The 25,088-nt window shown below is 58.1% G+C and carries 22 protein-coding genes, 1 tRNA gene, 1 pseudogene and 1 riboswitch; of the genes and pseudogenes, 11 read left to right on the top strand and 13 right to left on the bottom strand.

Annotated features, from left to right (window positions below; translation table 11 throughout):
* Positions 1–142 precede the first annotated feature (142 nt).
* Positions 143–216, top strand: a tRNA-Met gene (locus tag HMPREF2651_RS01275).
* 731 nt (positions 217–947) lie between these two features.
* Here HMPREF2651_RS01275 and HMPREF2651_RS01270 read toward each other — a convergent pair.
* Together HMPREF2651_RS01270 and HMPREF2651_RS01265 are read right to left on the bottom strand one after the other, a co-directional pair.
* The gene (locus HMPREF2651_RS01270) at positions 948–2,021 is read right to left on the bottom strand and encodes a trypsin-like serine protease (RefSeq protein WP_049181374.1); all 1,074 of its coding nucleotides are present in this window, start codon (positions 2,019–2,021) and stop codon (positions 948–950) included.
* Between the two features lie 2 nt (positions 2,022–2,023).
* Positions 2,024–2,980, bottom strand: a complete 957-nt coding sequence (locus HMPREF2651_RS01265; RefSeq protein ID WP_049181373.1) for a DUF418 domain-containing protein — start codon at positions 2,978–2,980, stop codon at positions 2,024–2,026.
* 209 nt (positions 2,981–3,189) lie between these two features.
* Here HMPREF2651_RS01265 and HMPREF2651_RS01260 point away from each other — a divergent pair, with 209 nt between their 5' ends.
* Positions 3,190–3,696, top strand: coding sequence for a hypothetical protein (locus HMPREF2651_RS01260; protein ID WP_049181372.1), 507 nt, complete (start codon positions 3,190–3,192; stop codon positions 3,694–3,696).
* On the opposite strand, the gene HMPREF2651_RS01255 is transcribed toward HMPREF2651_RS01260, so the two are convergent.
* Together HMPREF2651_RS01255 and arsB are read right to left on the bottom strand one after the other, a co-directional pair.
* Entirely contained in the window at positions 3,693–4,121 is a 429-nt protein-coding gene (locus HMPREF2651_RS01255) for an arsenate-mycothiol transferase ArsC (protein ID WP_049181370.1), read from the bottom strand. The two genes, HMPREF2651_RS01260 and HMPREF2651_RS01255, sit on opposite strands and share 4 nt — an antisense overlap.
* Positions 4,122–4,137: 16 nt before the next feature.
* Complete coding sequence (gene arsB, locus HMPREF2651_RS01250; protein ID WP_049181369.1) at positions 4,138–5,205, bottom strand: ACR3 family arsenite efflux transporter; 1,068 nt, start codon at positions 5,203–5,205, stop codon at positions 4,138–4,140.
* 72 nt (positions 5,206–5,277) lie between these two features.
* Here arsB and HMPREF2651_RS01245 point away from each other — a divergent pair, with 72 nt between their 5' ends.
* Positions 5,278–5,616 carry an ArsR/SmtB family transcription factor gene (locus tag HMPREF2651_RS01245; protein ID WP_016423238.1) on the top strand — a complete coding sequence of 113 codons (339 nt, stop codon included), beginning with the start codon at positions 5,278–5,280 and terminating at the stop codon, positions 5,614–5,616.
* Positions 5,617–5,658: 42 nt separating this feature from the next.
* On the opposite strand, the gene hisN is transcribed toward HMPREF2651_RS01245, so the two are convergent.
* Positions 5,659–6,459, bottom strand: coding sequence for a histidinol-phosphatase (hisN, locus tag HMPREF2651_RS01240; protein ID WP_049181368.1), 801 nt, complete (start codon positions 6,457–6,459; stop codon positions 5,659–5,661).
* A gap of 10 nt (positions 6,460–6,469) precedes the next feature.
* Positions 6,470–7,354 (bottom strand): inositol monophosphatase family protein, encoded by an 885-nt coding sequence (locus HMPREF2651_RS01235; RefSeq protein WP_049181367.1) that lies wholly within the window; start codon positions 7,352–7,354, stop codon positions 6,470–6,472.
* Positions 7,355–7,401: 47 nt separating this feature from the next.
* On the opposite strand from HMPREF2651_RS01235, the gene prfB reads away from it, so the two are divergent.
* The gene (gene prfB, locus HMPREF2651_RS01230) at positions 7,402–8,514 is read left to right on the top strand and encodes a peptide chain release factor 2 (RefSeq protein ID WP_049181365.1); all 1,113 of its coding nucleotides are present in this window, start codon (positions 7,402–7,404) and stop codon (positions 8,512–8,514) included.
* A 2-nt stretch (positions 8,515–8,516) separates the two neighbouring features.
* On the opposite strand, the gene HMPREF2651_RS01225 is transcribed toward prfB, so the two are convergent.
* Positions 8,517–9,890 carry an HNH endonuclease signature motif containing protein gene (locus HMPREF2651_RS01225; protein WP_239393075.1) on the bottom strand — a complete coding sequence of 458 codons (1,374 nt, stop codon included), beginning with the start codon at positions 9,888–9,890 and terminating at the stop codon, positions 8,517–8,519.
* Between the two features lie 419 nt (positions 9,891–10,309).
* On the opposite strand from HMPREF2651_RS01225, the gene ftsE reads away from it, so the two are divergent.
* The 4 genes from ftsE to HMPREF2651_RS01205 all read left to right on the top strand — a co-directional run bounded on the left by ftsE (position 10,310) and on the right by HMPREF2651_RS01205 (position 14,148).
* Complete coding sequence (ftsE, locus tag HMPREF2651_RS01220; RefSeq protein ID WP_038626265.1) at positions 10,310–10,999, top strand: cell division ATP-binding protein FtsE; 690 nt, start codon at positions 10,310–10,312, stop codon at positions 10,997–10,999.
* Positions 11,000–11,047: 48 nt separating this feature from the next.
* Positions 11,048–11,950: a permease-like cell division protein FtsX gene (gene ftsX, locus HMPREF2651_RS01215; RefSeq protein ID WP_038626263.1), complete on the top strand. Its 903-nt coding sequence runs from the start codon at positions 11,048–11,050 to the stop codon at positions 11,948–11,950.
* An 83-nt stretch (positions 11,951–12,033) separates the two neighbouring features.
* Positions 12,034–12,930, top strand: coding sequence for a polyphosphate kinase 2 (gene ppk2 / locus HMPREF2651_RS01210; RefSeq protein WP_049181362.1), 897 nt, complete (start codon positions 12,034–12,036; stop codon positions 12,928–12,930).
* A gap of 90 nt (positions 12,931–13,020) precedes the next feature.
* A complete protein-coding gene (locus HMPREF2651_RS01205; protein WP_049181361.1) occupies positions 13,021–14,148 on the top strand; it encodes a 3-hydroxyisobutyryl-CoA hydrolase in 1,128 nt (375 codons plus the stop codon).
* Here the strand turns inward: HMPREF2651_RS01205 and HMPREF2651_RS01200 are convergent.
* Both HMPREF2651_RS01200 and HMPREF2651_RS01195 read right to left on the bottom strand, forming a co-directional pair.
* Complete coding sequence (locus HMPREF2651_RS01200) at positions 14,145–15,101, bottom strand: MinD/ParA family ATP-binding protein (protein WP_049181359.1); 957 nt, start codon at positions 15,099–15,101, stop codon at positions 14,145–14,147. The two genes, HMPREF2651_RS01205 and HMPREF2651_RS01200, sit on opposite strands and share 4 nt — an antisense overlap.
* 51 nt (positions 15,102–15,152) lie before the next feature.
* The gene (locus HMPREF2651_RS01195; RefSeq protein WP_065422984.1) at positions 15,153–15,947 is read right to left on the bottom strand and encodes a YwiC-like family protein; all 795 of its coding nucleotides are present in this window, start codon (positions 15,945–15,947) and stop codon (positions 15,153–15,155) included.
* Positions 15,948–16,043: 96 nt separating this feature from the next.
* Positions 16,044–16,213, top strand: a riboswitch (FMN riboswitch).
* A 10-nt stretch (positions 16,214–16,223) separates the two neighbouring features.
* On the opposite strand from HMPREF2651_RS01195, the gene pnuC reads away from it, so the two are divergent.
* Positions 16,224–16,943, top strand: coding sequence for a nicotinamide riboside transporter PnuC (gene pnuC / locus HMPREF2651_RS01190; RefSeq protein ID WP_049181354.1), 720 nt, complete (start codon positions 16,224–16,226; stop codon positions 16,941–16,943).
* A gap of 10 nt (positions 16,944–16,953) precedes the next feature.
* On the top strand, positions 16,954–17,613 hold the full coding sequence (locus HMPREF2651_RS01185; RefSeq protein WP_016423226.1) for a hypothetical protein: 660 nt from the start codon (positions 16,954–16,956) through the stop codon (positions 17,611–17,613).
* Here the strand turns inward: HMPREF2651_RS01185 and HMPREF2651_RS01180 are convergent.
* From HMPREF2651_RS01180 to HMPREF2651_RS01170, 3 genes are all read right to left on the bottom strand, one after another.
* Positions 17,610–19,310, bottom strand: coding sequence for an FUSC family protein (locus tag HMPREF2651_RS01180; RefSeq protein ID WP_038626251.1), 1,701 nt, complete (start codon positions 19,308–19,310; stop codon positions 17,610–17,612). The genes HMPREF2651_RS01185 and HMPREF2651_RS01180 overlap by 4 nt on opposite strands.
* A gap of 67 nt (positions 19,311–19,377) precedes the next feature.
* The gene (locus tag HMPREF2651_RS01175) at positions 19,378–21,024 is read right to left on the bottom strand and encodes a peptide chain release factor 3 (RefSeq protein ID WP_038626248.1); all 1,647 of its coding nucleotides are present in this window, start codon (positions 21,022–21,024) and stop codon (positions 19,378–19,380) included.
* A gap of 108 nt (positions 21,025–21,132) precedes the next feature.
* A complete protein-coding gene (locus HMPREF2651_RS01170) occupies positions 21,133–22,026 on the bottom strand; it encodes a Cof-type HAD-IIB family hydrolase (RefSeq protein WP_038626246.1) in 894 nt (297 codons plus the stop codon).
* A 183-nt stretch (positions 22,027–22,209) separates the two neighbouring features.
* Here HMPREF2651_RS01170 and HMPREF2651_RS01165 point away from each other — a divergent pair, with 183 nt between their 5' ends.
* Positions 22,210–23,661 (top strand): glyceraldehyde-3-phosphate dehydrogenase, encoded by a 1,452-nt coding sequence (locus HMPREF2651_RS01165; RefSeq protein WP_038626244.1) that lies wholly within the window; start codon positions 22,210–22,212, stop codon positions 23,659–23,661.
* A gap of 183 nt (positions 23,662–23,844) precedes the next feature.
* Here HMPREF2651_RS01165 and HMPREF2651_RS10730 read toward each other — a convergent pair.
* Positions 23,845–25,007 (bottom strand): annotated as a pseudogene (locus HMPREF2651_RS10730) (IS110 family transposase); the annotation flags it as partial.
* Between the last annotated feature and the right edge of the window lie 81 nt (positions 25,008–25,088).

Genomic DNA, 25,088 nt, shown 5'->3' with positions numbered 1-25,088 from the left:
GTTCTAATAGTCCCCAGGTTGTAGCGAAACTGGCTATGACCTGGGGATTGGTCTTTGTTGGGGGTGCCGTGCTACAGTTACATCTCGTTGGCCGGAGAGGTCAGCACCCGCTGTGAGTGCTTGTAAAAGCCAGGACAGTTGACGCGGGGTGGAGCAGCTCGGTAGCTCGCTGGGCTCATAACCCAGAGGTCGTTGGTTCGAATCCAGCCCCCGCCACTAAGAAGAGACCCCTACCGGTGTAAACGCTGGTAGGGGTCTTCGTTATTCGGGGGTCAAATCACCGCTTGGGGCTTAAGCCGTTGGGCAGTCGTTGGGTCTGACGAACTCGCGCACTTCACAACCGGGCATTGAAGGACGGTCGTCAAAATGCAGCGTGAGGCGCTGCTCGATTAGTCGGCCTGAAGGTACTTAGCTTGAGGAGTTGCTGGGTTGATTCTGGCCGATTTGCCTCAGCTCATGTACGCGCTGCTAGCTTTCGGTTTCACATATCGATGAGTTATTCACTTATGGATACGCTGGAGCGCATCGATGGGTGAATCATGCATCGATAAGTGAGCGCAATACTGGCAAAACGGTGGGCAGACAGCTGACAGACAGCTGCCAGACAGGCTTGGACTCCCACGGTGGGCTCGAAATGTGGGCGGATGTGGAGTGACTCGTTCCTTTTTTTCGCCCCTTCATAAAGAATTCTACGAAGTCTTGGCTTTCGATTTCTTCAGCCAGATCATTGGCGGAATCAACAGAGCCAGGCCACCGATAAGTGCGACCTCACCGAATCGTCGATTCTTAGAAAAATTGGAATAAAACCATAGGATTATCTCACGATTGTACGTCAGTTACCGAGAGATTTTGTGGCTTCGGTCACTATTAAGTTCCTCGCATGCACGATAAAAGCCGCCTACCCAGTACTTTCCGGGGAGGCGGCTTGTGGTTGTGGTTAGACGGTTCTACTGTCGGCCATTCCTAATGCGCGACCAGGCTGCTGCGACAACCAGGCCAACGCACGCGATGGCGAGGTAACCCCACATGTGATCGGCGCTGGTCTGAATGGTCTTTGGCGGAGCAGGAGTGTTCTCCGCGGTCAGCACGCTTTCTGTGTCTCGGCCAGAGGTGATGTCATCGATCCAGTCAGCCGTGCCAGCGAGGGTAGTAATCGCTGCGCTGGGGGAGGGTAGGTCAGGGTCGCCATTGGAGGTTCCGGCGGTAGCGAGACCAGCGAGCTCTCCGTCAACGAAGAACGGGCCGCCGGAGTCGCCGCCCTGCATACCTGCGCCAGATACGGAATGTGCGTCCAGGATGGCGCTTTGAATCATTGGCATCATGGCAGCGTCGGCTGGGATGCTTTCCGTTCCTGCGGGGATCGACTCGGTTTTGGAGTCATCTGGCTTTACTGCATCCGGCTTAACTGCACCCGGCATTGCTCCGCCTGGCTGCATCTCCATTGATTCCATGGCATCGCCCGGAACAGCTTCGCCCGGAACAGATTCACCTGGAGTAGCTCCACCAGGCGCGACCTCACCTGGAGTTCCTTCAGTGGGGCCTCCGCCCAGCAGCTCATTGACAACCATCTTGGTCATCGGGAGCTGTCCAGATCGTGCCATGGACGAGCTGCTGCTCCAGCCGTAGAGAGTTCCCGTCTGCCCAGGTGTGGGGATATCGCGGGAGACCTTCGCAGGGGTTGCATCAGTGACCTTTTGGGTCAGGTGAAGCAATCCTGCATCAGACATTGGAGACAGCGCCCAGGAATCGGCATCGTAGACCTTCCCGCCGATACGGGCCTGGGTCCCTTCGTTGTTCACAGACTCCAGGCAGTGGCGTGCAGTGAGCACCCACTGCTCGGCAACCAGCGTTCCGGTGCAGTCACCGAAATTGCCAACTTTGCCAATCTTCAGCGCGGCCACAGAACTGCTTTCAGCATTTGCGGGTGCGGGTTCGCCGTTTTCCAATGCAAGAGCTGGAGTCGCAGATAGAAGCAGGGTGCTGCTAACAATTGCTGCGATGGAAAAAGATGTTTTCTTCACGGTTATTTCCCTTTCCCAGAAGGAACAATGGCCTTGATTGTGGTGGCAACGAGCTTTTCAGCAGGGCCCTGTCCCACAAACTTCTTCCAGAGACTTGCGATGACGAGGAAGAATACGATGAAACCTGCTGCGGACAACGTGGAATGCAATGCCACATTCTGCTGCCAATAAAACGCGGTGAGAACGTGCAGGATGTAGATAGTCAGTGACATTGTTCCCATAGCCGCGAATGGGTAAAACGCGGTCGGGAAGCGGTCGCCTACGAACAGGCACAAATGCAGCACAATGGCGGCGACGGCGACGGAGAGAATGATTTCTCCGAAAACGCCAGTGTGTCCGGTAAAGCGGAGCCAGCCAGCAATCTCAGGATCAAACCGGTAGTACATGCCGACGGCCGTGATGACAACACTGACAGCGGTGACGACCCAACTCAACCGAGCATTAGCGCTGGTCTCGGAGGTGGAAGTGCTTTGCAGGCGACCGCGTAAGTAGACGTCGTAAAGCAGCATGCCGCCGATGAAATATGCGATCCACGCCAGTAGCGGGTAAATCTGCGGCAGTGTCATGGGTGCGTACTTGATTGTGGCGGCGATGGTTGCGGCGGCGAAGAAGCCGGCCCGCCACCAGGTTCCGAGCGCTGGCATCCAGGAAACCAGCATCATGACCAGGCCCATGATGACGAGGACCACCTGAATTTCTCCACCGACCGGCAATAGTGCCAGGCCGATGAGAATAATCAGGGCGCCGCGAGTGATCAGACGCAAGAAAGTAGTGCTGCTGTAGTTACGGCCGATGATCATCATTGTGGCGCCGGCGATGATGGCGAACAGCGATGACGGTAGGCCAGAGAGCACAACCTTTGTACTCCAAAGTAGTGAGGCCATATGGACAATAATCATGCCGATGATGGCGAGTGAGCGCGCTATGTCTAGCCCCACAATTCGTGAAGGTTTATTCACCCCAGATTTCTCCTTTACTACTACTTATAGAGAAGCGCTCTTTGGTAAAAGCATTCTCTACAAACGGCGTATTGAAAACGACTTTCTAGTTGTAGCAGCTGAATCTGGCAATACATTAAGTGAGCATGTGTAAAACGCAGTGTTTCGTCTGTGTTTTTACTGGGAAACTAGCGCGCTCAAAAGCTAAGAGGCAGGCGTAGCCTGGTGGCATGACATCGATGCTGACGAGTTTCACCTGGGCTGAGGTGCCAGGAGTCTTCCTCGCGTACCTGTTGATTATTGCCATCCCCACCGCTCTCGCGTGGGTGGGTACCGCGTGGCTGGCCAAAAAGTCCGGCGAGCGCATCGCATATGGGCACACGGTTTTCGTCTTTGTCGCCGCATTCTTAATCTGCTTTTGTACGCTCGCATGGACGCTCGAGGGCGAATACGACTACTCGCCGTGGCAGGTCTTCTGCAGCGGCTTCGCGATGGTAGTCCTCACCGTCTCTGTCATGATGCGCGTACCCGCCCCAACTCTGAATCTATTACCCATCTGGTGGGCAGCTGTCGCTGGCTATGCCCTGTGCTGGAGCATCATCGCCGGCACTGACGACATCACCGGGCTTTGGGGAGTCGGTCTGATATTCCTGCTCCTCGGTCTCATCGCAGGCGTCGGCGCAGTCGTGTGGCTTACGCTGGCGATAAGGAGGCTTTTGTTGGATTCTGCCGCTTAGGAATTCTTAGTGGAACGGAGTTCGACAGCTAACTTGTCGATACGGCGCTCGAGGTCATCGCGAATCAGATTCATGCGCACTTCTCCTTCGATGCCTCGTTTTGAAGGCTCGTCAGTAAGCCAACGCTCGAGTGAGCCATGAGCGTCCGAGGGGAGCTCTACATGAGCGGCATCGCCGATGATGACAATACGATCTGCAGTTCGGAGAATCGTGGGGTCAATGGGTTTTGGTGATACACCGTCCATAGAGGCGCCGATTTTTGCAACTGATTTGGCTGCAAGCGCATTGGTAGTAGTTTTGGGGTTCGTTCCTGCTGAAAGGGCGATGAACTGCGTGGCATATTTTGCACGCGCAATGGCCTCGGCCATCTGGGATTTACCGGCATTTGCCACGCAGATGAAAAGTACCTTCGGGATTTTCTTCACTTCAGAGCCCTTTTTTCTATAGTCTGTCCGGTACGGAGAGGTCATTGGGGAAAAGGCGTGGACCAAGCCAGCGGGTGACGTAGACAAGTGCGACGAGCACGGGTACTTCAATGAGTGGTCCAATCGTTCCCGCAAGTGCCTGCTGGGATAATGGGCCGAAGGTGCCAATTGCAACCGCAATTGCCAACTCGAAGTTATTTCCGGCAGCCGTAAAGGCAATCGATGCGGAGGTTGCGTAGTTCATGCCCGCGGTCTTGGCCGAAGTGAGAGCGATTGCGAACATGGCGAGGAAGTAGATCACTAGTGGTAGCGCCACTTTTGCAACGGTCCAGGGATTCTCAAGAATCTGCTGTGACTGAAGCGCAAAGAGCAACACGATTGTGTATAGAAGGCCGGCAAGCGCCAATGGTGAGATTTTGGGCAAGTACTCATTTTCATACCAGTCGCGACCACGGGTGCGTTCACCAATTATGCGTGATGCTGCGCCAGCTAGAAGCGGAATACCGAGGAATACCACTACGGATAGTGCGATTGCCCAAAAAGAAAAGGTGGCGGAAGTGGTTTCCAGTCCCAACCAGGAGGGCAGAATCTGCAGGTAGAACCACCCTAGAGCGCCGAACATGAGAATTTGAAATAGCGAGTTTACGGCCACCAGTACGGCAGCGACTTCAGTATCGCCGCAAGATAGGTCGTTCCAGACCAAAACCATTGCAATGCAGCGGGCGAGACCGACGATGATCACGCCAGTGCGCAGTTCTGGACTATCACTGAGGAATATCCAGGCAAGGGTGAACATCAGTGCGGGGCCGAGAATCCAATTGAGGAAGACTGTGATGCCCATCAGCTTCCTGGATGTCAAAATTTTGCCCGTTTTGTCGTATCGAACCTTTGCGAGCGGTGGGTACATCATGACCAGCAAGCCGATGGCGATTGGTACGGAAATTGTCGCAATTTTTGCCTCTGCCAGCCAGTTCACAAGTGACGGTGCAATTTTGCCCAGAATGAGGCCAATTGCCATTGCAGCTGCAATCCATAGCGGCAAGAAGCGATCTAGGAAGCTGAGTGACTTTGTAGTCTGTGTCATAGTTTCCTGTGTAACCAATATATCGATGATTGTCAATATATTTAGAGGGGAGGCCGTGTAGCCTCAACAGGTATGGACGAAATCTCAGAATGCTGTGCACTTGGCGGTCGGCCTCTCGACGCGGCGGAAGCGCAGGCTGCGGCAACGCTCTTCAAAGCGCTGGCGCAACCGGCGCGCCTGCAAATTTTGTCTCAGCTCGCTGCCGCTGGCTGTAGCCCGATGACCGTGGGGGAGCTGGCCGCTGTTTCTGGGCTTAGTCAGCCTACGGTGTCGCATCATTTAAAGACCATGGCGGATGCCGGGCTGCTAACTAGATCTAAGAGTGGACGGGTAGTAACCCATGAGGTACGCCCTGAGGTATTTGCTGAGCTGCGACGTATCCTGGATATCGGTCACGCGGACGGGAGATAGTGAGCCGCTCGTCGCAAATTGCGATAGGTTGGAAAACCCTGCTTACCTATTCAGGCGCTTGACGACGGCGTCGTGAAGCAACCCATTCGTCGCAACCGCGTCCCCGCCGTGCGGCCCGTTGACACCCGCTAGAGAAGTGAAGCGGCCGCCAGCTTCCTCCACCAGAATCGCAAGAGCTGCCAGGTCCCACAGGGAAACTTCCGGCTCGGCGGCGACATCGACCGCACCCTCCGCTACCAGGCAGTAGGAGAAGAAGTCGCCATAGCCACGCAGGCGCCAGGCGTCATCGGTGAGACCGATGAAGTTGTCGCGCAAATCGCGCTCGGCCCAACCTGTGAGCGAAGAATTGGAGATTGAGCAGTCCGCGACATCTGCTACCTTCGAGACTTCAATGCAGCGCTCGGTGGCCTCCCGGCCGCCGACCTGCACGCGCTTGAATGCGCCGTCGCCCTTGGACGCCCACCAGCGACGTCCCAGCGCAGGGGCGGAAACCACGCCGACAACCGGCTTGCCGTCTTCCAACAGGGCAATCAAGGTGGCCCAGACCGGGACATTGCGCACGAAGTTCTTCGTGCCGTCGATGGGGTCGATGACCCACTGACGGCCCTCAAACACAGCTTCGCCACCGAATTCTTCGCCGAGGACCTCATCGCTCGGGCGCTTGTCCGACAGAATCTCGCGGAGCAGCTTTTCGCACGCGATGTCGGCATCGGAGACCGGTGTGAGGTCGGGCTTGGACTCGACGACTAGATTGGCCGCCTCGAAGCGGGACATCGTTAGGTCATCGGCTGCGTCGGCAAGCGAGAGTGCGAGGGCGAGATCTTCGGAGTAAGAGGTGGTCATGGCCGAAATTCTAGCGCAGAACCTCACGTAACTCTGCGACCTGGCCGCTTGAGCCCGCGAGCTTCCAGCGCCCCACCGACGTGCCTTCGCCGCCTGCGCCCGTAATAAGTGCATATCCAGGCAGCCAGTCCCAAGCCGCGACGTCGCGCTGGAACCATACGCCGATGCGACCGTCGGCCACGCCGGCCATATCTACTGACGCTGAGCCCAGAATGCGCCAGGTAGCGCTGCGGGACACTGCATCCAGCCAGGACTTTGTGGCTGTGACCTCGGATTCCCCGCTCGAGCTCACCACTGTGGTGTGGAGGTAGGTCGCTGCGCAGACTTCCGAAAGCGGGTGGTCAGTGACCCGGAGATCGTCAACAGTGCCGTCAATGTTGATACGAGTGGTCGGGAGACTGGGGCCACCAATCCAGCTTTCGCCCGTCGCCGGGCGGTGCACCGCGCCGAGGATGACCTCGTCCGGATCGTTCGCATCGCCCATAACCAGCGCCAATGCGCTGCACCAGTAGTCCGAACCAGTGGTGAAGTTGTAGGTGCCATCGACGGGATCAATCACCCACGTGCGACCCGATTGGGATTCCTTCGCCGACCCTTCCTCGCCAAGAATGCCGTCCTCCGGGCGGAGCGCGGCCAAGGCCTCGACGACGAACTTCTCCGCTGCGCGGTCGGCCGCGGTGACGACGTCGGAAATCGATGTCTTGTACTCCGTGACCAGGCCTTCGTCGCGCATGCGAGCAGCAATGGCAGCGGCACGCTTCACGATGGCAACCGCAACACTGGTATCCGATGCCACAATCGACTCGGAAACTTGGGAGAGAAAGAGTTCTAGGTCTTGGCTGGAATCTTGGTGCGGGTCTTGGCTGGAATCTTGGCTGGCGGTGGATTCAGACATACGTCCTATTGTGCACCGAAACAGGCGGTATAGCTAAGGTAGTACCCGTGAACCCGGATCTGAATGCTGACCTCAAAGAACTCGACGCGACGCTGACCACCATTGAGAAGGTGGTCGATGTCGACGAGCTTTCCGACCGGATCAGGGAGTTGGAAGCCCAGGCCGCGGACCCGTCGCTGTGGGACGACCCCGACCACGCGCAGCAGGTAACCAGCGCACTGTCGCAGGCACAGGCGAAGAAAAAAAAGATTGACTCCCTGCGTGGGCGACTCGATGATCTCTCCGTGATGTACGAACTCGCGGAAGAGGAGGGTGACCCTGATGCCGTTGAAATGGCCGATGCCGAACGCGCTGAGCTGCGTGCCGACATCGAGTCGCTCGAGGTCACGACCATGCTTTCGGGGCCTTACGACGAGCGCGAGGCGGTCATCAACATCCGCTCCGGTGCCGGTGGCGTAGATGCCGCCGACTGGGCCGAGATGCTCATGCGCATGTACCTGCGCTGGGCCGACAAGCATGGGCATAAGGTCGAGGTTTACGACATGTCCTACGCTGAAGAGGCCGGTATAAAGTCTGCTACTTTCGTCGTTCATGGCGAGTACATGTACGGCACCCTCTCGGTCGAGCAGGGCGCACACCGTCTGGTTCGCATCAGTCCTTTTGATAACCAGGGGCGCCGCCAGACTTCCTTCGCCGAGGTAGAGGTGCTGCCGGTCGTCGAGGAAACAGATCACATCGACATCCCCGAGTCAGATTTGCGTATCGACGTCTACCGCTCCTCCGGCCCAGGCGGACAGTCGGTGAACACCACGGACTCCGCGGTCCGGCTTACACACGTCCCAACCGGCATAGTGGTGACCTGTCAGAACGAGAAGTCGCAGCACCAAAACAAGGCATCTGCCATGCGCGTTCTGCAAGCGAAGTTGCTGGAGAAGAAGCGCCAGGAAGAGCGCGCGGAGCTGGACGCCCTTGGCGCCGGTGGTAATGCCTCGTGGGGTAACCAGATGCGCTCTTATGTGCTGCACCCGTACCAGATGGTGAAGGATCTGCGTACCGAATACGAAGTCAACAACCCACAGTCGGTCCTCGACGGGGACCTCGACGGGTTCATCGAGGCCGGTATTCGCTGGCGCATGGCCCAGCAGTCCGAAGGGGAGTAGTGCTAGAAGGGCGGTTCGTCTTCGGGCGCTTCCGGTGCCTTGGGTGTTTCCGGTGTGGTGGGCTCGTCGGCTTCTCCGTTTCTCTCGTTTTTGTTCATTCCCAGTTCTTCGCGAGCCTGATTTGTCAGCTCCTGTGATTCGCGGAGGTGTTCCAACCTCTGCTCGTTGTATTCCTTGAGTGTCTGTGCTTTCTTTGTCTTGCGCAGGTCGAAAGAGTAGCGACCGTGGCCGGAGAGCGGTCCTGTTTCTGTACTGATAAGCGCAGCTTTTTCGGTGCTTTGATCAGTGGCGGAGGTCCAGTACTCCACGCCGTCGATATCGCGCACGACATTCCAAAGACCGGCCGTTTTTAGATTGTGGTGCCGGCGGCATAGGCAATGGAGGTTGGGCGTTTCGGTTTGGCCACCTTCTTCGGGATTCTCGTGGTTATACGGCTGAATGTGGTCGATGTCGCACTTCGTTGCATCGACATCGCATCCGGGAAAGCGGCAGGTGCCGTCTCTACCTTGGACGTAAGTACGCTGTCGCTCTGTTGGCGAGTACTTTTCCGTTTTCTCGTCCGCTAGTAGCCGGATGCTAGTGACTCGATCGATCCAGGATTCAGTGGCGATTTTGTTGATCCACCCCAGACCGCCGATCCATGCCTCCTGTGGCTTGTCTTGAGTAAGTGGGCAGTACAGATTCAACGTGGCGGTGACCTGAGCAGTCCCGTGCAGAAGGTGTGAAAAAGCCTCGACGAAGTCGCAGTCCTGATCAGCGGTAATTTCTTCCAAGACCTTCTGAAACTCAATTGCCCGCTCAGGCATCAGTTCCATGGTGACTTCAGTGAGGTTGTCCTTTAACTCGAACTTTATAGATTCGCCAGCTTTTTGCTCGATGCCTTTTTGAAACGAAGTAATCGGCGGGTCGTACTCATTTTTAGGGCGCAATAGCGGGCTGACTTCATTAATAAATCGCTGAATATTCTGTTGAAGACTCCGAACCCCGCGAAGAACTTCACCATCGACTCGCGGCGTGATCAGTTCGAGGAGATGGTCTTCGAAATATTTCACAGTAGAGGCGTCATCCAAGGGGAGGAGGGCTGTGGCAATGACCCGCATGTGGGGAAGCGGTAGCTGTGCGCGTTTGAGCAGAAGCTCTTTCAACCGCGGGAGCCGCTCTAGCTGCATCCCGATATCGATGTACTGGAGTGTTCTCCCGCGCGACATGCCAAGAGCTGGAGCGATTTTGGCGATGTAATCTTCGACATCTTTTGTTGAAGAAGACGGAACACAAGCAAGGGCAAGCTGCAGATCAGCTCGATTACGGCCAATTCCAAGACGTGCTGGTGCTGTTTGAGAAATCTCATGGTGAAAGCGTGGCGCTGTTGCTTCCATCGCCGCAGCGTAAGTGCGTTTCCGTGGTATATGTTCCCCGCTGGCCATTGTTGAATCCCCCTGAAAGATAAGGCCTGGATGTTGAAATGTTGAAATAAGGAAGAGGTAGGGAAAATATTTTCGACTAACTCTGAGTGTCAGTTTTCCGAGCTTTAAGCAGCTCGGCGACGTTATTTGGTGTTTTTAATCCTCGCGTTTAATCTTTCATCGCTCATTTTAATCGAACATGTAGGCGAAGTAAAGGGGGGTAGAGATTCTTGAGAAAATTCTTTCGAATACTGTCGTAGCGTGCACTTCTGTGTGGTCGCGCGCTCTGGGGGGGGGCAATGTCACCTAGCTCCGCAGCCTCGCTATTCCGGCGCCCAATTCCACGCATTCCAGAGTGACTTGAGTGGCTTAAGTGATTAGAGTGTCTATCTATGATCACTTTCGACGGGGTTACCAAGTCCTACTCGACTTCTAGCCGACCAGCTCTCGACGATGTTTCAGTCCACATAGATAAAGGTGAGTTTGTCTTTCTTATTGGACCGTCGGGCTCTGGTAAGTCGACATTCCTGCGCCTTATGGTGCGTGAAGAGAAAGTGGATTCAGGAAAACTGACGGTTGCAGACCAGGATTTGACTAAGATCTCTCGCCGCAACATCCCGAAATTGCGTCAAAAGGTGGGGTACGTCTTCCAGGACTTCCGCCTGCTGCAAAAGAAGACCGTGTACGAAAATGTCGCGTTCGCATTGCAGGTTATTGGCAAGCCGAAGGCGAAAATCGACAAAGCTGTTCCGGAAACGCTTGAAATGGTCGGGCTCTCGGGCAAGGAAAATCGCTACCCGCACGAGTTGTCGGGTGGTGAGCAGCAGCGCGTTGCCATTGCTCGCGCCTTCGTCAACCGCCCGCTCATCTTGCTTGCCGACGAGCCCACCGGCAACCTCGACCCAAGCACTTCCGGTGACATCATGCTCTTGCTTGACCGCATCAATCGCATGGGGACGACCGTTATCGTGTCGACTCACGACAACGATGCCGTCGACTCCATGCGTCGCCGCGTGTTGGAGCTGGAGCTGGGGCGTCTCGTGCGTGACGACGCCACGGGTGTTTACGGCCTGAACAATTAACAGACAGTCCATCGGTAGAAGAACTCATTCGAAAGGTATTACTGACCTATGAAGACTCGCTTTGTCCTCGGTGAGGCTTTCTCCTCCTTGGGCCGAAACATCACGATGACCATCGCGATGATTATTACGACCGCGGTGTCGTTGGCGCTGCTTGCGACCGGCATCCTGGTTACTGAGCAGACCAGCCGCACGAAGGATCTCTATCTCGATCGCGTAGAAGTGCAGATCGAACTGAATGAACAAATCTCCGCCGAGGACCAAACTTGCTCCTCGCCGGAGTGTGCTGAGGTCGTCGGCAAGCTTGAAGAGACTGACGGCGTTGATTCGGTGACCTTCCGAAATCGTCAGCAAAACTTTGACCACTTCGTGGAGATGTTTAAGGATAGCGACCCCGTGCTCGTAGAAAATGCGACGCCGGAGTCGCTGCCTGCTGTCGTGATGGTGCGTCTGAGCGACCCGACCGATGTCAGCCCGCTGGATCCGATTCGGGAGCTGCCACAGGTCGACCACGTTACTGACCAGCATGAAGAGATCGGTACTGCAGCTCAGAACCTGGACTCGGTGCGAAATGCGACCTTCCTGCTGGCGGCGGTGCAGGCCGTTGCCGCTGTGTTCCTGATTGCGAACATGGTCCAGATTGCGGCGTTCTCGCGTCGTAAGGAAGTTGAGATTATGCGCATGGTCGGTGCCAGCCGCTGGTTCACACAGGCGCCGTTCGTCCTCGAGGCGGTGATTGCGTCGCTGATTGGTGGTCTGCTGGCCATCGGTGCGCTGTTCCTGGGTAAGGCGACGGTCATCGATCCGGCGCTGAGTAACCTGTACAAGGCACAGCTTCTGGCGCCGCTGACCAACGGCGATATTGGTGTGGTGGCGCCAATCGTGGTCATTATCGGCATGGTCTTTGCTGGGCTTGTTGCGCAGGTCACGCTGCGTTTTTACTCGCGTGACTAGGGCTCCAATTAGGTTTGCGATTAGACCCCTCGGTTAAACCCGGTGAATAGGGTCAGGGCAGGGTGCCAGGTAAGCTGAGGACTATGAATAATGACGACGTCCAGCGCCCACCGAAGCTCGACAAGAAGGCTTATGAGGCCGAGCTCAAAAAGCTCCAGGCAGAGCTCGTCGAAATGCAGCAGTGGGTGGTAGAAACCGGTGCCCGAATTGTCATCGTGATGGAGGGTCGTGACGCCGCCGGCAAGGGGTCGGCCATTAAGCGCATCACGCAGTACCTGAATCCCCGTACCTGTCGCATTGAGGCTCTGCCGGCTCCGACGAGCCGTGAGCAGGGTCAGTGGTACTTCCAGCGTTATGTCGAAAAGCTGCCGACTGCCGGCGAAATCGTGATTTTCGACCGCTCCTGGTACAACCGCGCCGGCGTTGAGCGCGTCATGGGCTTCTGTACCTCGCAGGAGTACCGTCGCTTCCTGCACCAGGCTCCAATCTTCGAGCGTCTGCTGGTTGAAGACGGCATTATCCTGCGCAAATACTGGTTCTCCGTGTCGGACGAGGAGCAGGTTGCTCGCTTCAAGTCCCGTCGTGAAGATCCGCTGCGCCGCTGGAAGCTCTCGCCGATGGACCTGGAGTCCATCACTCGCTGGGAGGACTACTCCCGCGCTAAGGATGAGATGTTCATCCACACTGATATCCCGTCCGCACCGTGGTTCACGGTTGAGTCCGAGGACAAGAAGCGCTCGCGTATCAATGTCATCAACCACCTGCTGACCACCATTCCGTACGAGCACATTCAGCGGGATGTTCCGGAAATTCCGGAGCGTCCGGAGTCTGAGGGGAGCTACGAGCGTCCGCCGCGTACTGAATTCCGCTATGTGCCGGACGTTGCCGCGAAGCTCGAAGCTGACCGTGTGAAGGGTGCAGGCAAGTCCGATAAGAAGGGCAAGAAGCACAAGAAGGGCAAGAAGAGCAAGAAGAAGTAGCTTCTTTGTTTAGGCAGTTCTCGCGGCCGTCAGTCGTTCCATCAAGCCAGAGCCTTTCCATAGATAGTTATCTGTGTCACACTGGGTGGCATGACTGCTACTGATAACGGTTCTGGCACGGCACGCACCGAGGTTGATGAGCCAAAGGTGCTGCGAGAAGTCCACGGGCGATCTGGTCACCTTCGGTTGAACAGGCCGAAGGCACTTAATTCACTCGATTTAGATATGGTCACCGAGGTCGTCGAGGGGCTCCGCGCATGGCGTGACGACGACTCGGTGGATCACATTGTTGTTTCATCCGGTCACCCCAAGGCGTTTTGTGCCGGTGGTGACGTGCGCGCAGTTCGGCAGGCTGTGCTCGATGGTGTTCCGGAGCAGGGGGAGAAGTTCTTCCGGGACGAGTACGAGATGAACGCGATGATTGCGGAATTTGCGCAGTCCAAACCATATATCGCGATTATTGATGGCATCGCTATGGGGGGTGGCCTGGGAGTTTCCATGCACGGCTCCCACCGAATCGTGACTGAGCGAGCCAGCGCCTCCATGCCAGAAATGGCAATCGGCTTTGTTCCCGATGTGGGCATTACCTATTTTTCGCAGCATGTGAACACTCAGTTGGGCGGACCCTCGCCCGCGATTGCTCGGTTTGCAGGACTGACCGGTTACCGCCTAACTGCGGCGGACATGCTGTGGGCTGGATGGGCAACGCATGCGGTGCCATCCGCGCAACTGGACGAGTTCGTCGCGGCACTGGACCGAGACGGAATTGATTCGGCGCTTGCGGAGTATGCGCTCGATGTGGACTCGGCTGAGGCTCGTGAGCTGCTCGGTGAGCCGCAGCTGGCCGAGTGGAGCGATTGCATCGAGGCCTGCTTCGGCGCTGATAGCTGGTTGGAGATTGAGCGTGCTCTCAACGAAGCCGCTGAGGCTGGCTCCTGTGCGTCGTCAACAGTGGAGACCTTCCGCGATCTGCTGGCACCCGCCAACCCGGAGAGTCTCGTGGCGGCAGCGGAGCTCTATGCAGCGAACGCGGGTCCGGGGGTTACGCTGCAGGAGGCTCTGAACCGGGAGATGAAGCTCGGCGCTTACATGCGTCAGCACCCCAATTTTGCCGAAGGCGTGCGGGCGGTTTTGGTGGACAAGGACCGCGACGCCACCTTCAAGCCCGCCTCCGTTCAGGAGGTCGATGTCGAGGGGATTCGTCAGCACCTGAGCTAAACAAAACTGTGACGGCCCGTAGTCGGCGCGAAGTCATCGGCAATCATGGCCGCCAATTCGAGATAGCTCTGGGTAGTGGCGGGCTGGAGATTGTCCAGCTCGATATTCGCGCCATTCGCAATGTGCGGGTCATAGGGGATGACCTGCACTGCGCGGCAGCGCTGGGCAAATAGTTCGTGCACGGTCTCTGTGGACAGCCCCTGTTTATTTAGCTCGTTGACCACCACGACAGTGGTAGAAACCAGCCGTTCGAAGCCGTGCGCTGAAAGCCAATCCAACGTCGTCCAGGCGCTTTTCACGCCGTCCAGTGCGGGCGTGGTGACCAGCACCAGGCAATTGGCCGCAGAAAGAATCGAAGCGGCGATGGGCTGCGTCAGGCCGGTACCACAATCAGTCAGGCTCACATTGTAATGACGCCGAAGGATGTCGAGGGCTGCGCAGTATTCACCGTCGGAAAGCGCGATCGTCGATGTCGGGTTTTGGTCGCTGCCGACAACCTCCAGGCGCGATGGAGTGTGAGATGTGTACGCGCGGACCTGCGCATATTTGTCCGTATCCGGGGCTCGGAGCAGATCGCGAATTGATGCGGGATTGGCCGCGGTGACGCGTGCGCCGAGGGTGCCAAAGTCCGGATTCGCGTCGATTGCGACGATTCGGTCACTGCGCAGGCTTGCAAGCGTGGCGCCCAGGCACATGGTTGTCGACGTCTTGCCGACGCCACCTTTCACGCTGACAACAGCGATGTTGTAGTCACCGTAGATAGGCTGTCGCACCCGCTCTATCAGCTCGCGTTGCTTGCGTGCCGACGATGATTCCCGCGGCGAAATTGCGCCCCAGGTAGCCTTATGAACCCAGCTGCGCCAGCCCGACTGTGGTGCCTGCCGCGAGTTCAGGCTAACCGCCAAGTCTGAGACGGAAACTGCGTGAGTGACTGCGTGTTTGGTGGAAGTCATAGACTTCGTCCCCTCCCCAAAATTCCCCAAAGTTTATCCCCGCCGTTGTTTTTACCATGCGGCCAGGACCACGGCGAGCCCAAAGACAGCATCGAGAATTCCGACCTGTTTGGGTGTCCACGGCTTAGCGCGGCGAGCACCGGAGATTGGCATGGCAAAAGACCTGATGAGAAGCCCAATGGTGACAATGGGCACACCGATGCTGATGAGATTCCGGTCGCGGAGCAGGATCCACCCGATGATGGCCGCAGCGGTAATGAGGGCGTGGTAGGTGACCGAGCCAATGAGCCACTGTCGGCTGCCGCGTTTGCGAATCATTGTTTTCACATAGGGCACGGTGCCGACGAAATATCCAGCGTAGATAGCCGCAATTGCCCAGGCTTTCGGGGTTGGCCCGGCGATAATGGGCACCATGAGGCTGGCGGCTAGAACAGTGGAGACACCAGAGAGAAGTGAGCGCGGTCGGCGCTGGTAGGTCTCCCAAATAGCGATAGCGGCAAGAGGGGCGATGAGGGCGACCCAGGTGAGAAGGGAAACGTCGGCAAGCAGAGTGATGCAGCCAGCGACGGCGGTGAGCGCGGTGTATGTGGCGGCGGGTGCCAGATGGCGGCGTTGGCGACGAGAGCGGAGCCAGACGCTGACGGCGAAAAATGCGAAGTAGCCGAGCAGCCACGTCGCGGTTACGGCAAGGCCTGTCCATGTGGGGTTGAGCGCGAGTGCAGTCAGCGGGGGAATGGTGACCATGAACCAAGCGCCGTGCTGGTCCGGAACCCAGCCAGCGGAGCGCTTGTGGTGGGAGCAGCGGGCGGGGCGGGAAGGACGTGGCTGGCGGGGCTTTTGGCTCATACTACGCATTATAGATTCGTAAATATGTCGGGACTGTATTAGATCCTCATTGAATAAAATGCACATGCGCACAAGGCGACAGTGCTAACGTTGAACTCGCATTCTCAGGGCGAGGTGAAATTCCTCACCGGTGGTGAAGCTGCGGCTGACGCAGACAAGTCCACGAGCGCCCTACCTGTGGCCAGAAGGGTCATCAGGTAGGGGACAAGCAGATTTCGGTTGGAATCCGAAACCGACGGTCATAGTCCGGATGAAAGAGAAGGAGTTGAATAATTCGTGGAATACGTGTCGGATTTTTTGGTGGGTTTCCTCACTGCACAGCTCAGTGTGGCGGGAGCACCAATCTTAATTCGAGAAATTGTTGGTAACCTCTTTGGCCTCGCGTGTGCCTTCCTAGGTATGAAACGCAAGGTATGGGCCTGGCCGGTCGGCATTATCGGAAATGCCTTGCTGTTTACCGTCTTCCTCGGCGGAGTTTTCCACACGCCGCAAAATCTTGATCTCTATGGCCAGGCTGGGCGTCAGGTCATGTTTATCGTCGTCAGTCTCTACGGGTGGTTCAGCTGGGTCAAGAGCCGCAATCAGAGCGGTGATGAGGTCGCAATTGAGCCGCGGTGGGCGACGGCAACGGAACGCATTGGGATGATTGCCGTGGCTATCTTCGCCACAGTGATCTGTGCCAATGTCTTTGAGATGCTGGGCTCGTGGGGGCCATGGGCCGATGCCTGGATTTTCGTCGGTTCGATGCTAGCGACCTGGGGCATGGCCCGCGGCTGGAACGAATTCTGGCTGATCTGGATTGCCGTTGACGCCGTGGGAGTGCCGTTGCTGCTCAAGGGTGGCTACTACCCGTCAGCAGCGCTGTACCTCTTCTACGGATGCTTCGTTATTTGGGGCTTTGTCTCCTGGGTTCGACTCGAGCACCAGCACGACAATAACCAGCAGAAGAGCTCCGAGACCGACCAAGTACCGGCTTTGGCAGCAGCCGAGCGGTAGGATAGTCCAGGTGAGCTTCCGACCAGATAACTCCCGTACCAACCGCGCCCATCAAGCCGAAGAGCGTGCCCGCAGTCTCGTGCAGGACGTCCTCGACCGCGAGGAGCGGGTACGCAACAATCTGGCCAGCGCTGATGTCGACCCGTGGACGATGCGTTTCGTCGTCGATGAGTCGATTTCTGAGGGCGCAATCATCACCTGGCGCAATGAGGCCACTCGTGCCCGCCGCATCATGCGCCGCTACGACATTCAACGGGGCTACCGCGAGAAGTTGCGCGAAGTTGAAAAGCGCATCGATGCCATGTTGCACCTCGCGGAGTCGCTGGAGGAATCGTGGGACGCCGCGGCACACGCTTCAAAGAGGCTTTCCGACGCGGAGGCCCGCGATGTCGCCGCCTTTGAGCGTGAGCGCGAGCGGCAAAATGACGCGGCAGAGACTAAGCGTCAGCGTGAGGAGAAGGTCCGCAAGTTCCGTCGGAAAGCGGAAAACATTGCTACCGACGCGTGGGACGCGGGCCGTGACGCGCTGGAGAAGCTGCCGCCACTGTCGTCTTCGTTGAAGGACATCGCGGCCAAGTTCCGTTCGCGGGGCTCGGAGGAGGAACCGCGCGAGGTACGCCGGGCAACCGCCCGCGACCTACGCAAGGAGCCTCCGCTGCCGGAGGACTAGTATTCCTCGGACTTAGCTGCCTGAACCACTTCGGCGAGCTTGGAAATCTCTTCGTGAGAAGGCCTAATATCTGGATGCGTACGGCAGTAGTCCAACAGCAAGTAACCGGCCGTGCGAATGCGACGATGCCCATCCCAGTGCGGAGCGGCGATTTTGGGGTCGTTGGTGGCCAGAGACGAGATGGCCTGGCGCTCGCTGAGCAGCTCGTACTGGAGATCGCGACGAATATCGAGTGCCTGATTCGGAGTGCCGGTTAGCAGCGCGCCGAGAAGAGCACCCATCTGTCGATAGCAGCGCGGAATATGACGCAGGTAGTGCTTCTCAATGCTCTCGGTCGGCCAGAAGTGCAGGACAGCGAGAGCCAGCGCGCAGGCGATACCGACTTCCAAAACACGATCGGTCACAATCGGTGCGAGCTCGCCAGCGACATTTCCGCCCAGCAGCAGCGCCAGCGGAGTGGTGACGATCGTCGTCAGCGCATAGTTCTTCACCACGAGAATCTCCGCGCCGAATTGGCAGGCTGCAAGCGCGATAAGTAGCGTCCAGCTGTCCAGGCCAAAGGAAAAGAGCAGCGCATAGAGGAAAATGCCGATAATCGAGCCCACCATGCGGTGAATTCCTCGAATCGAACCGGCGGTGCGGTCGGGGCCCCACTGTAGAGTCATCAATGCGCTGACCACCGCCCAGTCAGGCCGGTCAAGACCGACTAGCACGCTGATGAGACCAGCTAAGCCGCCAGTAATAGCCACCTTTGTCGCAGTCATCGACGCGTGAGAATAGCGCTCGAAAGAGCGGAAGACTCGGTAGCTTACGCTTGGCCGAGCGAGTGGAATGGTTGTCTGTGTCTCGTCGATAAGGTTAGGTGTGTCCACGATGTCCACAGCGCTGCCGTGCACGCCCAAGCGGCCGCGGATAGCAATCAGTCGCTGATGAGCAGCGATGACACGGTTGACCAGTTCCGTATGGGAGGGCTTGACGATTTTGCTGCCACGGATGATGCCTGCGTCGGCAAGCGATTCCCATGCGTCGGTGAGTGCAGTTTGCGCCTGGTGATGAACGGCGAACGATGTCGAGTCTGATTTTTCCATCGCCTCGATGGCTGATTCAAGGGATTGGACGGCCGCCATCTCGGGGCCGTGCGGATTCCACAACCGTGGTGCCATGCCGATGACTATCGCCGAAAGCACACCAACGGTAGCCCACATGGCGGTTTCAACCGGGTTGAAGCCAAGGCGGGCGACCATTGTGGTACCGCCTGAGACCATCACAATGAAGAATGAACCTGGTGGTGGCAGGCGCAGTGCGTTTTGGATAAAGGCGCCGGCGGTAGCCAGCGTCGTGGTAAAAAGCGCGATGAGCAGCAGCCATAGATTACTGTCGCCGGAAGCGATCTCACTGTGGACCACTGAGCCAACAAAACTGCCGGACATAACGCCGGCGACCAGGCATAGTCCGGCGATGGCCATCACGCGCAGGCGACTGCGGTAGGGGTGGCCTTCGCCATAGATGACCACGCAACCACCAGCGGCGATAAGGAGCATCTCCGAGCCATGGCCGGTGAGAAGTGCCACGGCACCCGGCAGGAATAGCGCGAGTGCTGCGCGGAGGGCACCTGGCCATCTCTGCGCACGGGAGTGGAAGGCAGTAAAAAGCTGCCATGCACTTGGTTGCGGAGGAAGCTCAACCGTTTGGCTCAATGTTGGTGAAATCTCCTTATCTCTATTGGGTTGTTATTGGCGCTGCCGCTGTGTGCAACCGAGAACTTTAGTCAGCGACCAGCGTCTCGAGCGTGAACTCCGGGTGCTCCTTCTCAATGAATGACAGCTTCCACTTGTCGCCGAAGAGGGCGATGAGGGCGCCGTCGGAACGCGTGAAGATCTCCACGCCGCGTTGCTTTGCAAGCTCCGGCGCGGTCTCTTCGTCCGTGCGGCGGGCGACGGAGTAGGGGATGGGATCTGCGATGGTCTCGACGTTGTACTCGTTTTCCATGCGCGCCATCATCACCTCGAACTGCATCGGTCCGACCGCGGCCATGACCGGGGCGGCATCGCCGCGGGCATCGTTGCGCAGAATCTGCACCACGCCCTCGGCATCGAGCTGGTCGACAGCCTTGCGGAACTGCTTGTACTTGCCCAGGCTCTTGGCGCGCAGGGTGCGGAAGTGCTCCGGCGCGAATTGAGGCATTGGCTTGAATTGAACCTTGCGGCCCTCGTAAATGGTGTCACCCGGCGCCAGCGAACCCGCATTGACCAGGCCGACAATGTCGCCCGGGTAGGCCGTCTCCACGGTCGAACGCGTCCGACCGAACACTGTCAGGGCGTACTTTGTAGAAAAACTGCGTCCCGACTGCGCATGCGTGACCTGCATGCCGCGGTCAAACTCACCAGAGACAACGCGCATGAACGCCAGCTTGTCGCGGTGGTGCGTATCCATACCCGCCTGCACCTTGAACACGACGCCCGAAAAATCATCCGTCGGTTCGCGCTTTTCGACGATAGCTCCCTGGCCGCCAGCCGCAGCAGCGGCAACGGCAGCCGGGTCGGACTCGCGGGCGCCAGGTGCCGGAGCCAGTTCGCAGAGAGTGTCCAGGATCTGGTGGACACCCCAATTCAGCATGGCCGAGGCGAAAATCACCGGAGAGGTGTCACCAGCGAGGTACATCTCCTGGTCGTGGTCAGCGCTATCGGCGGAGAGCAGTTCGGACTCCTCGGCTGCCGTCTCCCAGGCATCGCCCTGTTCCGCGGCGGCCTCATCTGGGGTGAGGTGCCGCTCGGCGGCAATGGTGGCACCACCGGCAGTGCGCTCGAAGCCGATGAACTGCTTGGCCTCACCGTCCTCGCCACGCTCCAGTAGACCGCGGAAGTCACCCGCCTCGCCGACTGGCCAGTACAGCGGTGTCGGCTGCAGGCCAATCTCCGCAACAATCTCATCCATCAATTCCAGGGGAGCCTTACCCGGGCGGTCCCACTTGTTGATGACCGTGACGATGGGAATTCCGTTGGACTTACAAACCCGGAACAGCTTCAACGTCTGAGGCTCGAGACCCTTGGCGCCGTCGACAAGCATGACAGCGGCGTCGACAGCCGTGAGCACACGGTAGGTGTCTTCGGAGAAGTCGGCGTGACCAGGTGTATCGACGAGATTGATCATGTATGGTTCGCCGTCGTGCCCCTCTGGTTGGTACTCGAACTGCAGCGCGGAAGAGGCAATCGAGATGCCGCGATCTTTCTCCATGTCCATCCAGTCGGACACAGTCGACTTGCGGCCGGCCTTGCCGTGGACAGCACCGGCTTCGTTAATGACATGAGCATGCAGTGCCAGCGCCTCGGTGAGCGTGGACTTACCGGCATCCGGGTGTGCGATGACGGCAAATGTGCGGCGGCGTGCTGCTTCTTCGGCGAGAGTTGTCACAGGGAGACTACGCTTTCCTTAAAAAGAAAATCGGAATAAGGGAATCGGGTTCAACCTTTCTAACTTACCGCTCCAGTGGGGTAAGGGGTCAATTACGTTGGGGCGACGTTAGAGGTTGAACAGTTCGCGCAGCGTCGTGATGACGCCTTCCTCCGCGTTCGACGGTGCGATGTCGGTGGCGCGGCGTTTGATTTCCGGGTGACCGTTGGACATGGCAAACGAACGGCTTGCGTGGTCGATGAGCTCGAGGTCATTCAGGTAGTCAACAAAGCAGACAGTTTCGGCAGGAGAGACACCGAGGGCCTCCTGCAGGGCGGCGAGTGCCGTGCCCTTGTTGGTGTTGGCGTCGATGAGGTCGACCCAATGTGCACCGGAGACTACCGCGCGCAGGTGCGGGCTCTGGGAACGCAAGTAATCGGCGGATTCGTCTTCGACGGAGTAAGGATCAAAGGCGGCAATTTTGACGATGCCGTCCTCGGCGGCGGCGACGATGACATCATCGACCTTCTGCAGCTTCAAGTAGTACTTGGCGGCCTCGTTGAATTGCAGCTGCTGAACTTCCTCCGAAATATTGAAATGCGGCGGGAAAAACTCCACGTATGCGCTGGCAGCGCCGCAGATGATAACCGATAGAGGAGTGCGCCCCGCTGCCACACGGTTGTCGTTGAACTGGCGGATCGCGTGTACCAACTGGGTGACGATGTCGTGGTCGATACTGGTAACCGAGACCACCTCGCCCGCATCCGCGACATAGTTGCCGTTTTCCGCAATGATTGGGATGCGGTGTGCAATGGGGGCGAACTGGTCGGCCAGAGTGGCGTACTGGCGGCCCGATGCGGGAGCGAAGTGGACACCGCAGTCGAGCAGTTCAGTGACTACCGGCCAAAAGGAATCCGGGATTTCCTTGTCTTCATTTAATAGAGTCCCGTCCATATCCGTGACTACAAGGCGGTATGGCGGCTGGGCGGGAGATTGCTGCTGGATATCCAGGGGTTCCGTCATGGCTTTAATTCTAACGGGTAAGTAGGGTTCACTTTTCTTCCTCAGGTCGCCTCCCAATGCCTCCCCCGATTGGGTGAAAGCTGGGCCACAATACGGGGTACCCAGTTGAGGGCGATAGCCGGTGAACGGCGTGTGCGGGGTATTTTGAGGGGGAACTCATATTCATTTAAGCCAGGAGGATTTATGTCGGATTCGGCCCCCATCAAGCGCAATGACTGGAATGAGCGCATCAGCCTTGCAGAGCAGATGATCCCCCTCCTGGGACAGCTGCGGCGCAACAACGATGTCGTGACTTCAATCTTCGGCCGCCGACTGGAAAACGTCACCGAGACCGGCATCATTAAGTCGCACCGCTACGCCCGTCGCATTACCTCGCAGGAGCTGCCTCTGAGCCAGACTCTGCCGATTCTGCAGGAACTGGTGAAGATGGATCTCGGCACCGCCTCCATCGACCTGGGCGCCCTGGCTACCAGCTTCGAAGAGGAAGGCGGCGACCTGCGCGCATTCCTCGAGCGGGAGCTTGCCGAGGTTATCGGTGCCGGGACTCACACCCCGAAGACCGACATTGTCCTCTACGGTTTCGGACGCATCGGTCGTCTGCTGGCCCGCATTCTGCTTGCTCGTGAGGCACTGTTCAACGGCCCGCGCCTGCGCGCGATTGTGGTTCGCCAGAATGGTGAGGACGACATCGTCAAGCGTGCTTCGCTGCTGCGCCGTGACTCCGTCCACGGTGCATTCGACGGCACCATCTCGGTTGACCGCGAAAACAACATTATTTGGGCAAACGGCACCCCGATCCAGGTCATTTACTCCAACGACCCGGCAACTGTTGACTACACCGCCTACGACATTAACGATGCGATTGTCATTGACAACACCGGTCGTTGGCGTGACCGTGAGGGACTGTCGCAGCACCTTCAGTCCAAGGGGGTTTCCAAGGTTCTGCTCACCGCGCCGGGCAAGGGCGATGTAAAGAACATCGTCTACGGAATTAACCACAGCATCATCGAGGACTCTGACAACATTTTGTCGGCAGCCTCCTGTACTACCAACGGCATCACCCCGGTGCTGAAGGTCGTCAATGACAAGTGGGGCGTCGAGTTCGGTCACGTCGAGACCGTCCACTCCTTCACCAATGACCAGAACCTGATTGACAACTTCCACAAGGGTTCCCGCCGTGGTCGCGCAGCCACCCTGAACATGGTTCTCACTGAGACTGGTGCCGCAAAGGCCGTCGCCAAGGCTCTGCCGGAGTTTGAGGGCAAGCTGACCGGTAACGCGATCCGCGTTCCCACCCCGGACGTTTCCATGGCGGTGCTGAACCTGACTCTGGACACTGAGGTCGACCGCGACGAGGTTAACAACTACCTGCGCGAAGTTTCCCTGAAGTCCGTCCTGCGCCAGCAGATTGACTACATCCACTCACCAGAAGTGGTCTCCACCGACTTCGTTGGTTCCACCCACGCTGGCATCGTCGATGGTCTGGCTACCATCGCCAACGGTAAGCACCTAGTGCTCTACGTCTGGTACGACAACGAGTTCGGTTACTCCAACCAGGTCGTTCGCATCGCTGAGGAGATTGCCGGTGCTCGCCCGCGCGTCTACCCGAAGCGCAAGCACATCGACGAGCTGTAAGTCGGCGGTCCTGGGCTTGAGCTGTTGAGCCCTCGAACGCCCTCTTCCCCCTCCTAAACCATGGGGTTTGAGGCGATGGGGAGGGCAGGGGAGGGGACGGAGCTTTCGGTGCGGGAGGCCGCTATCGCCTACCGCTGGTGGACGTGGTTCTGCGCGGCTTCGGCGCGGATGCATGGGCCGAGTCAACAGGGCATAGATGACGTTGCAGCGGCTCCGGACAAGCCACATCACCGCGGCATTGTGCTTCTGTCCTTCAGCCCGTTTACGCAGGTAGTAGTCGCACGATGCGGGATGGCAGTTCGACGCGATCCACGCCGATCGAAACATCGCGTTTTTTCAACTGCTTATTGCCGGCCCTGGTAGGAAACTCGCCGCGGACCGACGTACCCGACTGCCGGGTGGTCGGCGCGATGCCGGCGTAAGCGGCCAAGTGCGCGGCGCCGGCGAAGTCCTGGCAATCGCCGATGGACCACAAGATGTTAGAGGCGGTCTTGATACCTACGCCGGGCATCGACATCAAGACCTGGGCAAGAGGAAAACGATTCGCACATCTCCTCGACTTGTCCGGCGATCGTGTCGCGCTGTGCTTGAAGCGCTTTGATGTTCGCCGCCAGCTGCGGGATGACCAATTCTGCTGCTGCAGTGCCGGATACCGTGACAGTTTGCTCGGCAAGGGCGGCGAAAATTGCGTCAACCAGGGCAGCAGGGTCCTTCTTGGCGCGGTTGCGCATCCACTTCAGGACCCGGCCTCGACCTGCGGCGGTCAGTTTTGTCGGACCTTCGTAGTGGATGAGCGAGTCCAGCACCAGCGTGCGCGAGAGAATCTCGCCTGCAAAGACGCGCTCGAGTGCGGGGTGAATCTGTGTGAGCACGCTGCGAAGGCGGTTTTTCGTTCGGGTGGCGTCTTTGGCGATCTCGTCGTCGAATCCGGCGAGCATCTTCAGCGCTGCTAGTGCCTCGTCGTCGCGGTCGACTGCCCGCAGTGTGTGCGGCATGGTGCGGGCGGTGTCGGCGATGATGAATGCATCCCGGCGAACGGTTTTTGATCGTCCAGGGTAGAAATCGGCTGCTTATCGCATGGCTAGGTCGGGGAGGTCTCCGACCGTGCAACCACAGTCGCGGGCCACGGCGATGGGCAGGGTGCCAATCGTGTTGGGTTGATCGACAACCATGACAACGCTGCCGTGGGCCTGCATGGACGCGAAGATTTCGCGCCGTGCGGCTTCGTCTTGGGGCAGTGGTTTGTCGTAAATTCTCTCGCCGGTGTTGGTCAGCGCGCAGGCATGGTGGCCAGTTTTGCCGACGTCGAGGCCGATGATGATTTCGGGTGTTGTGGACGGTTCCATGGTGGTGTCCTTCTGTTGCGGCTGGTCACAGGTGTCTTGGACATCCGTTGCAGGCACCCACGTTACGACGAGACCTCTGTT

The organism is Corynebacterium sp. HMSC063A05, from assembly GCF_001809695.1.
In the GTDB taxonomy this organism is placed as follows: domain Bacteria; phylum Actinomycetota; class Actinomycetes; order Mycobacteriales; family Mycobacteriaceae; genus Corynebacterium; species Corynebacterium amycolatum.
The sequence above is the reverse complement of the archived record's forward strand: the minus strand, read 5'-3'. Positions and strand labels throughout refer to the sequence as shown.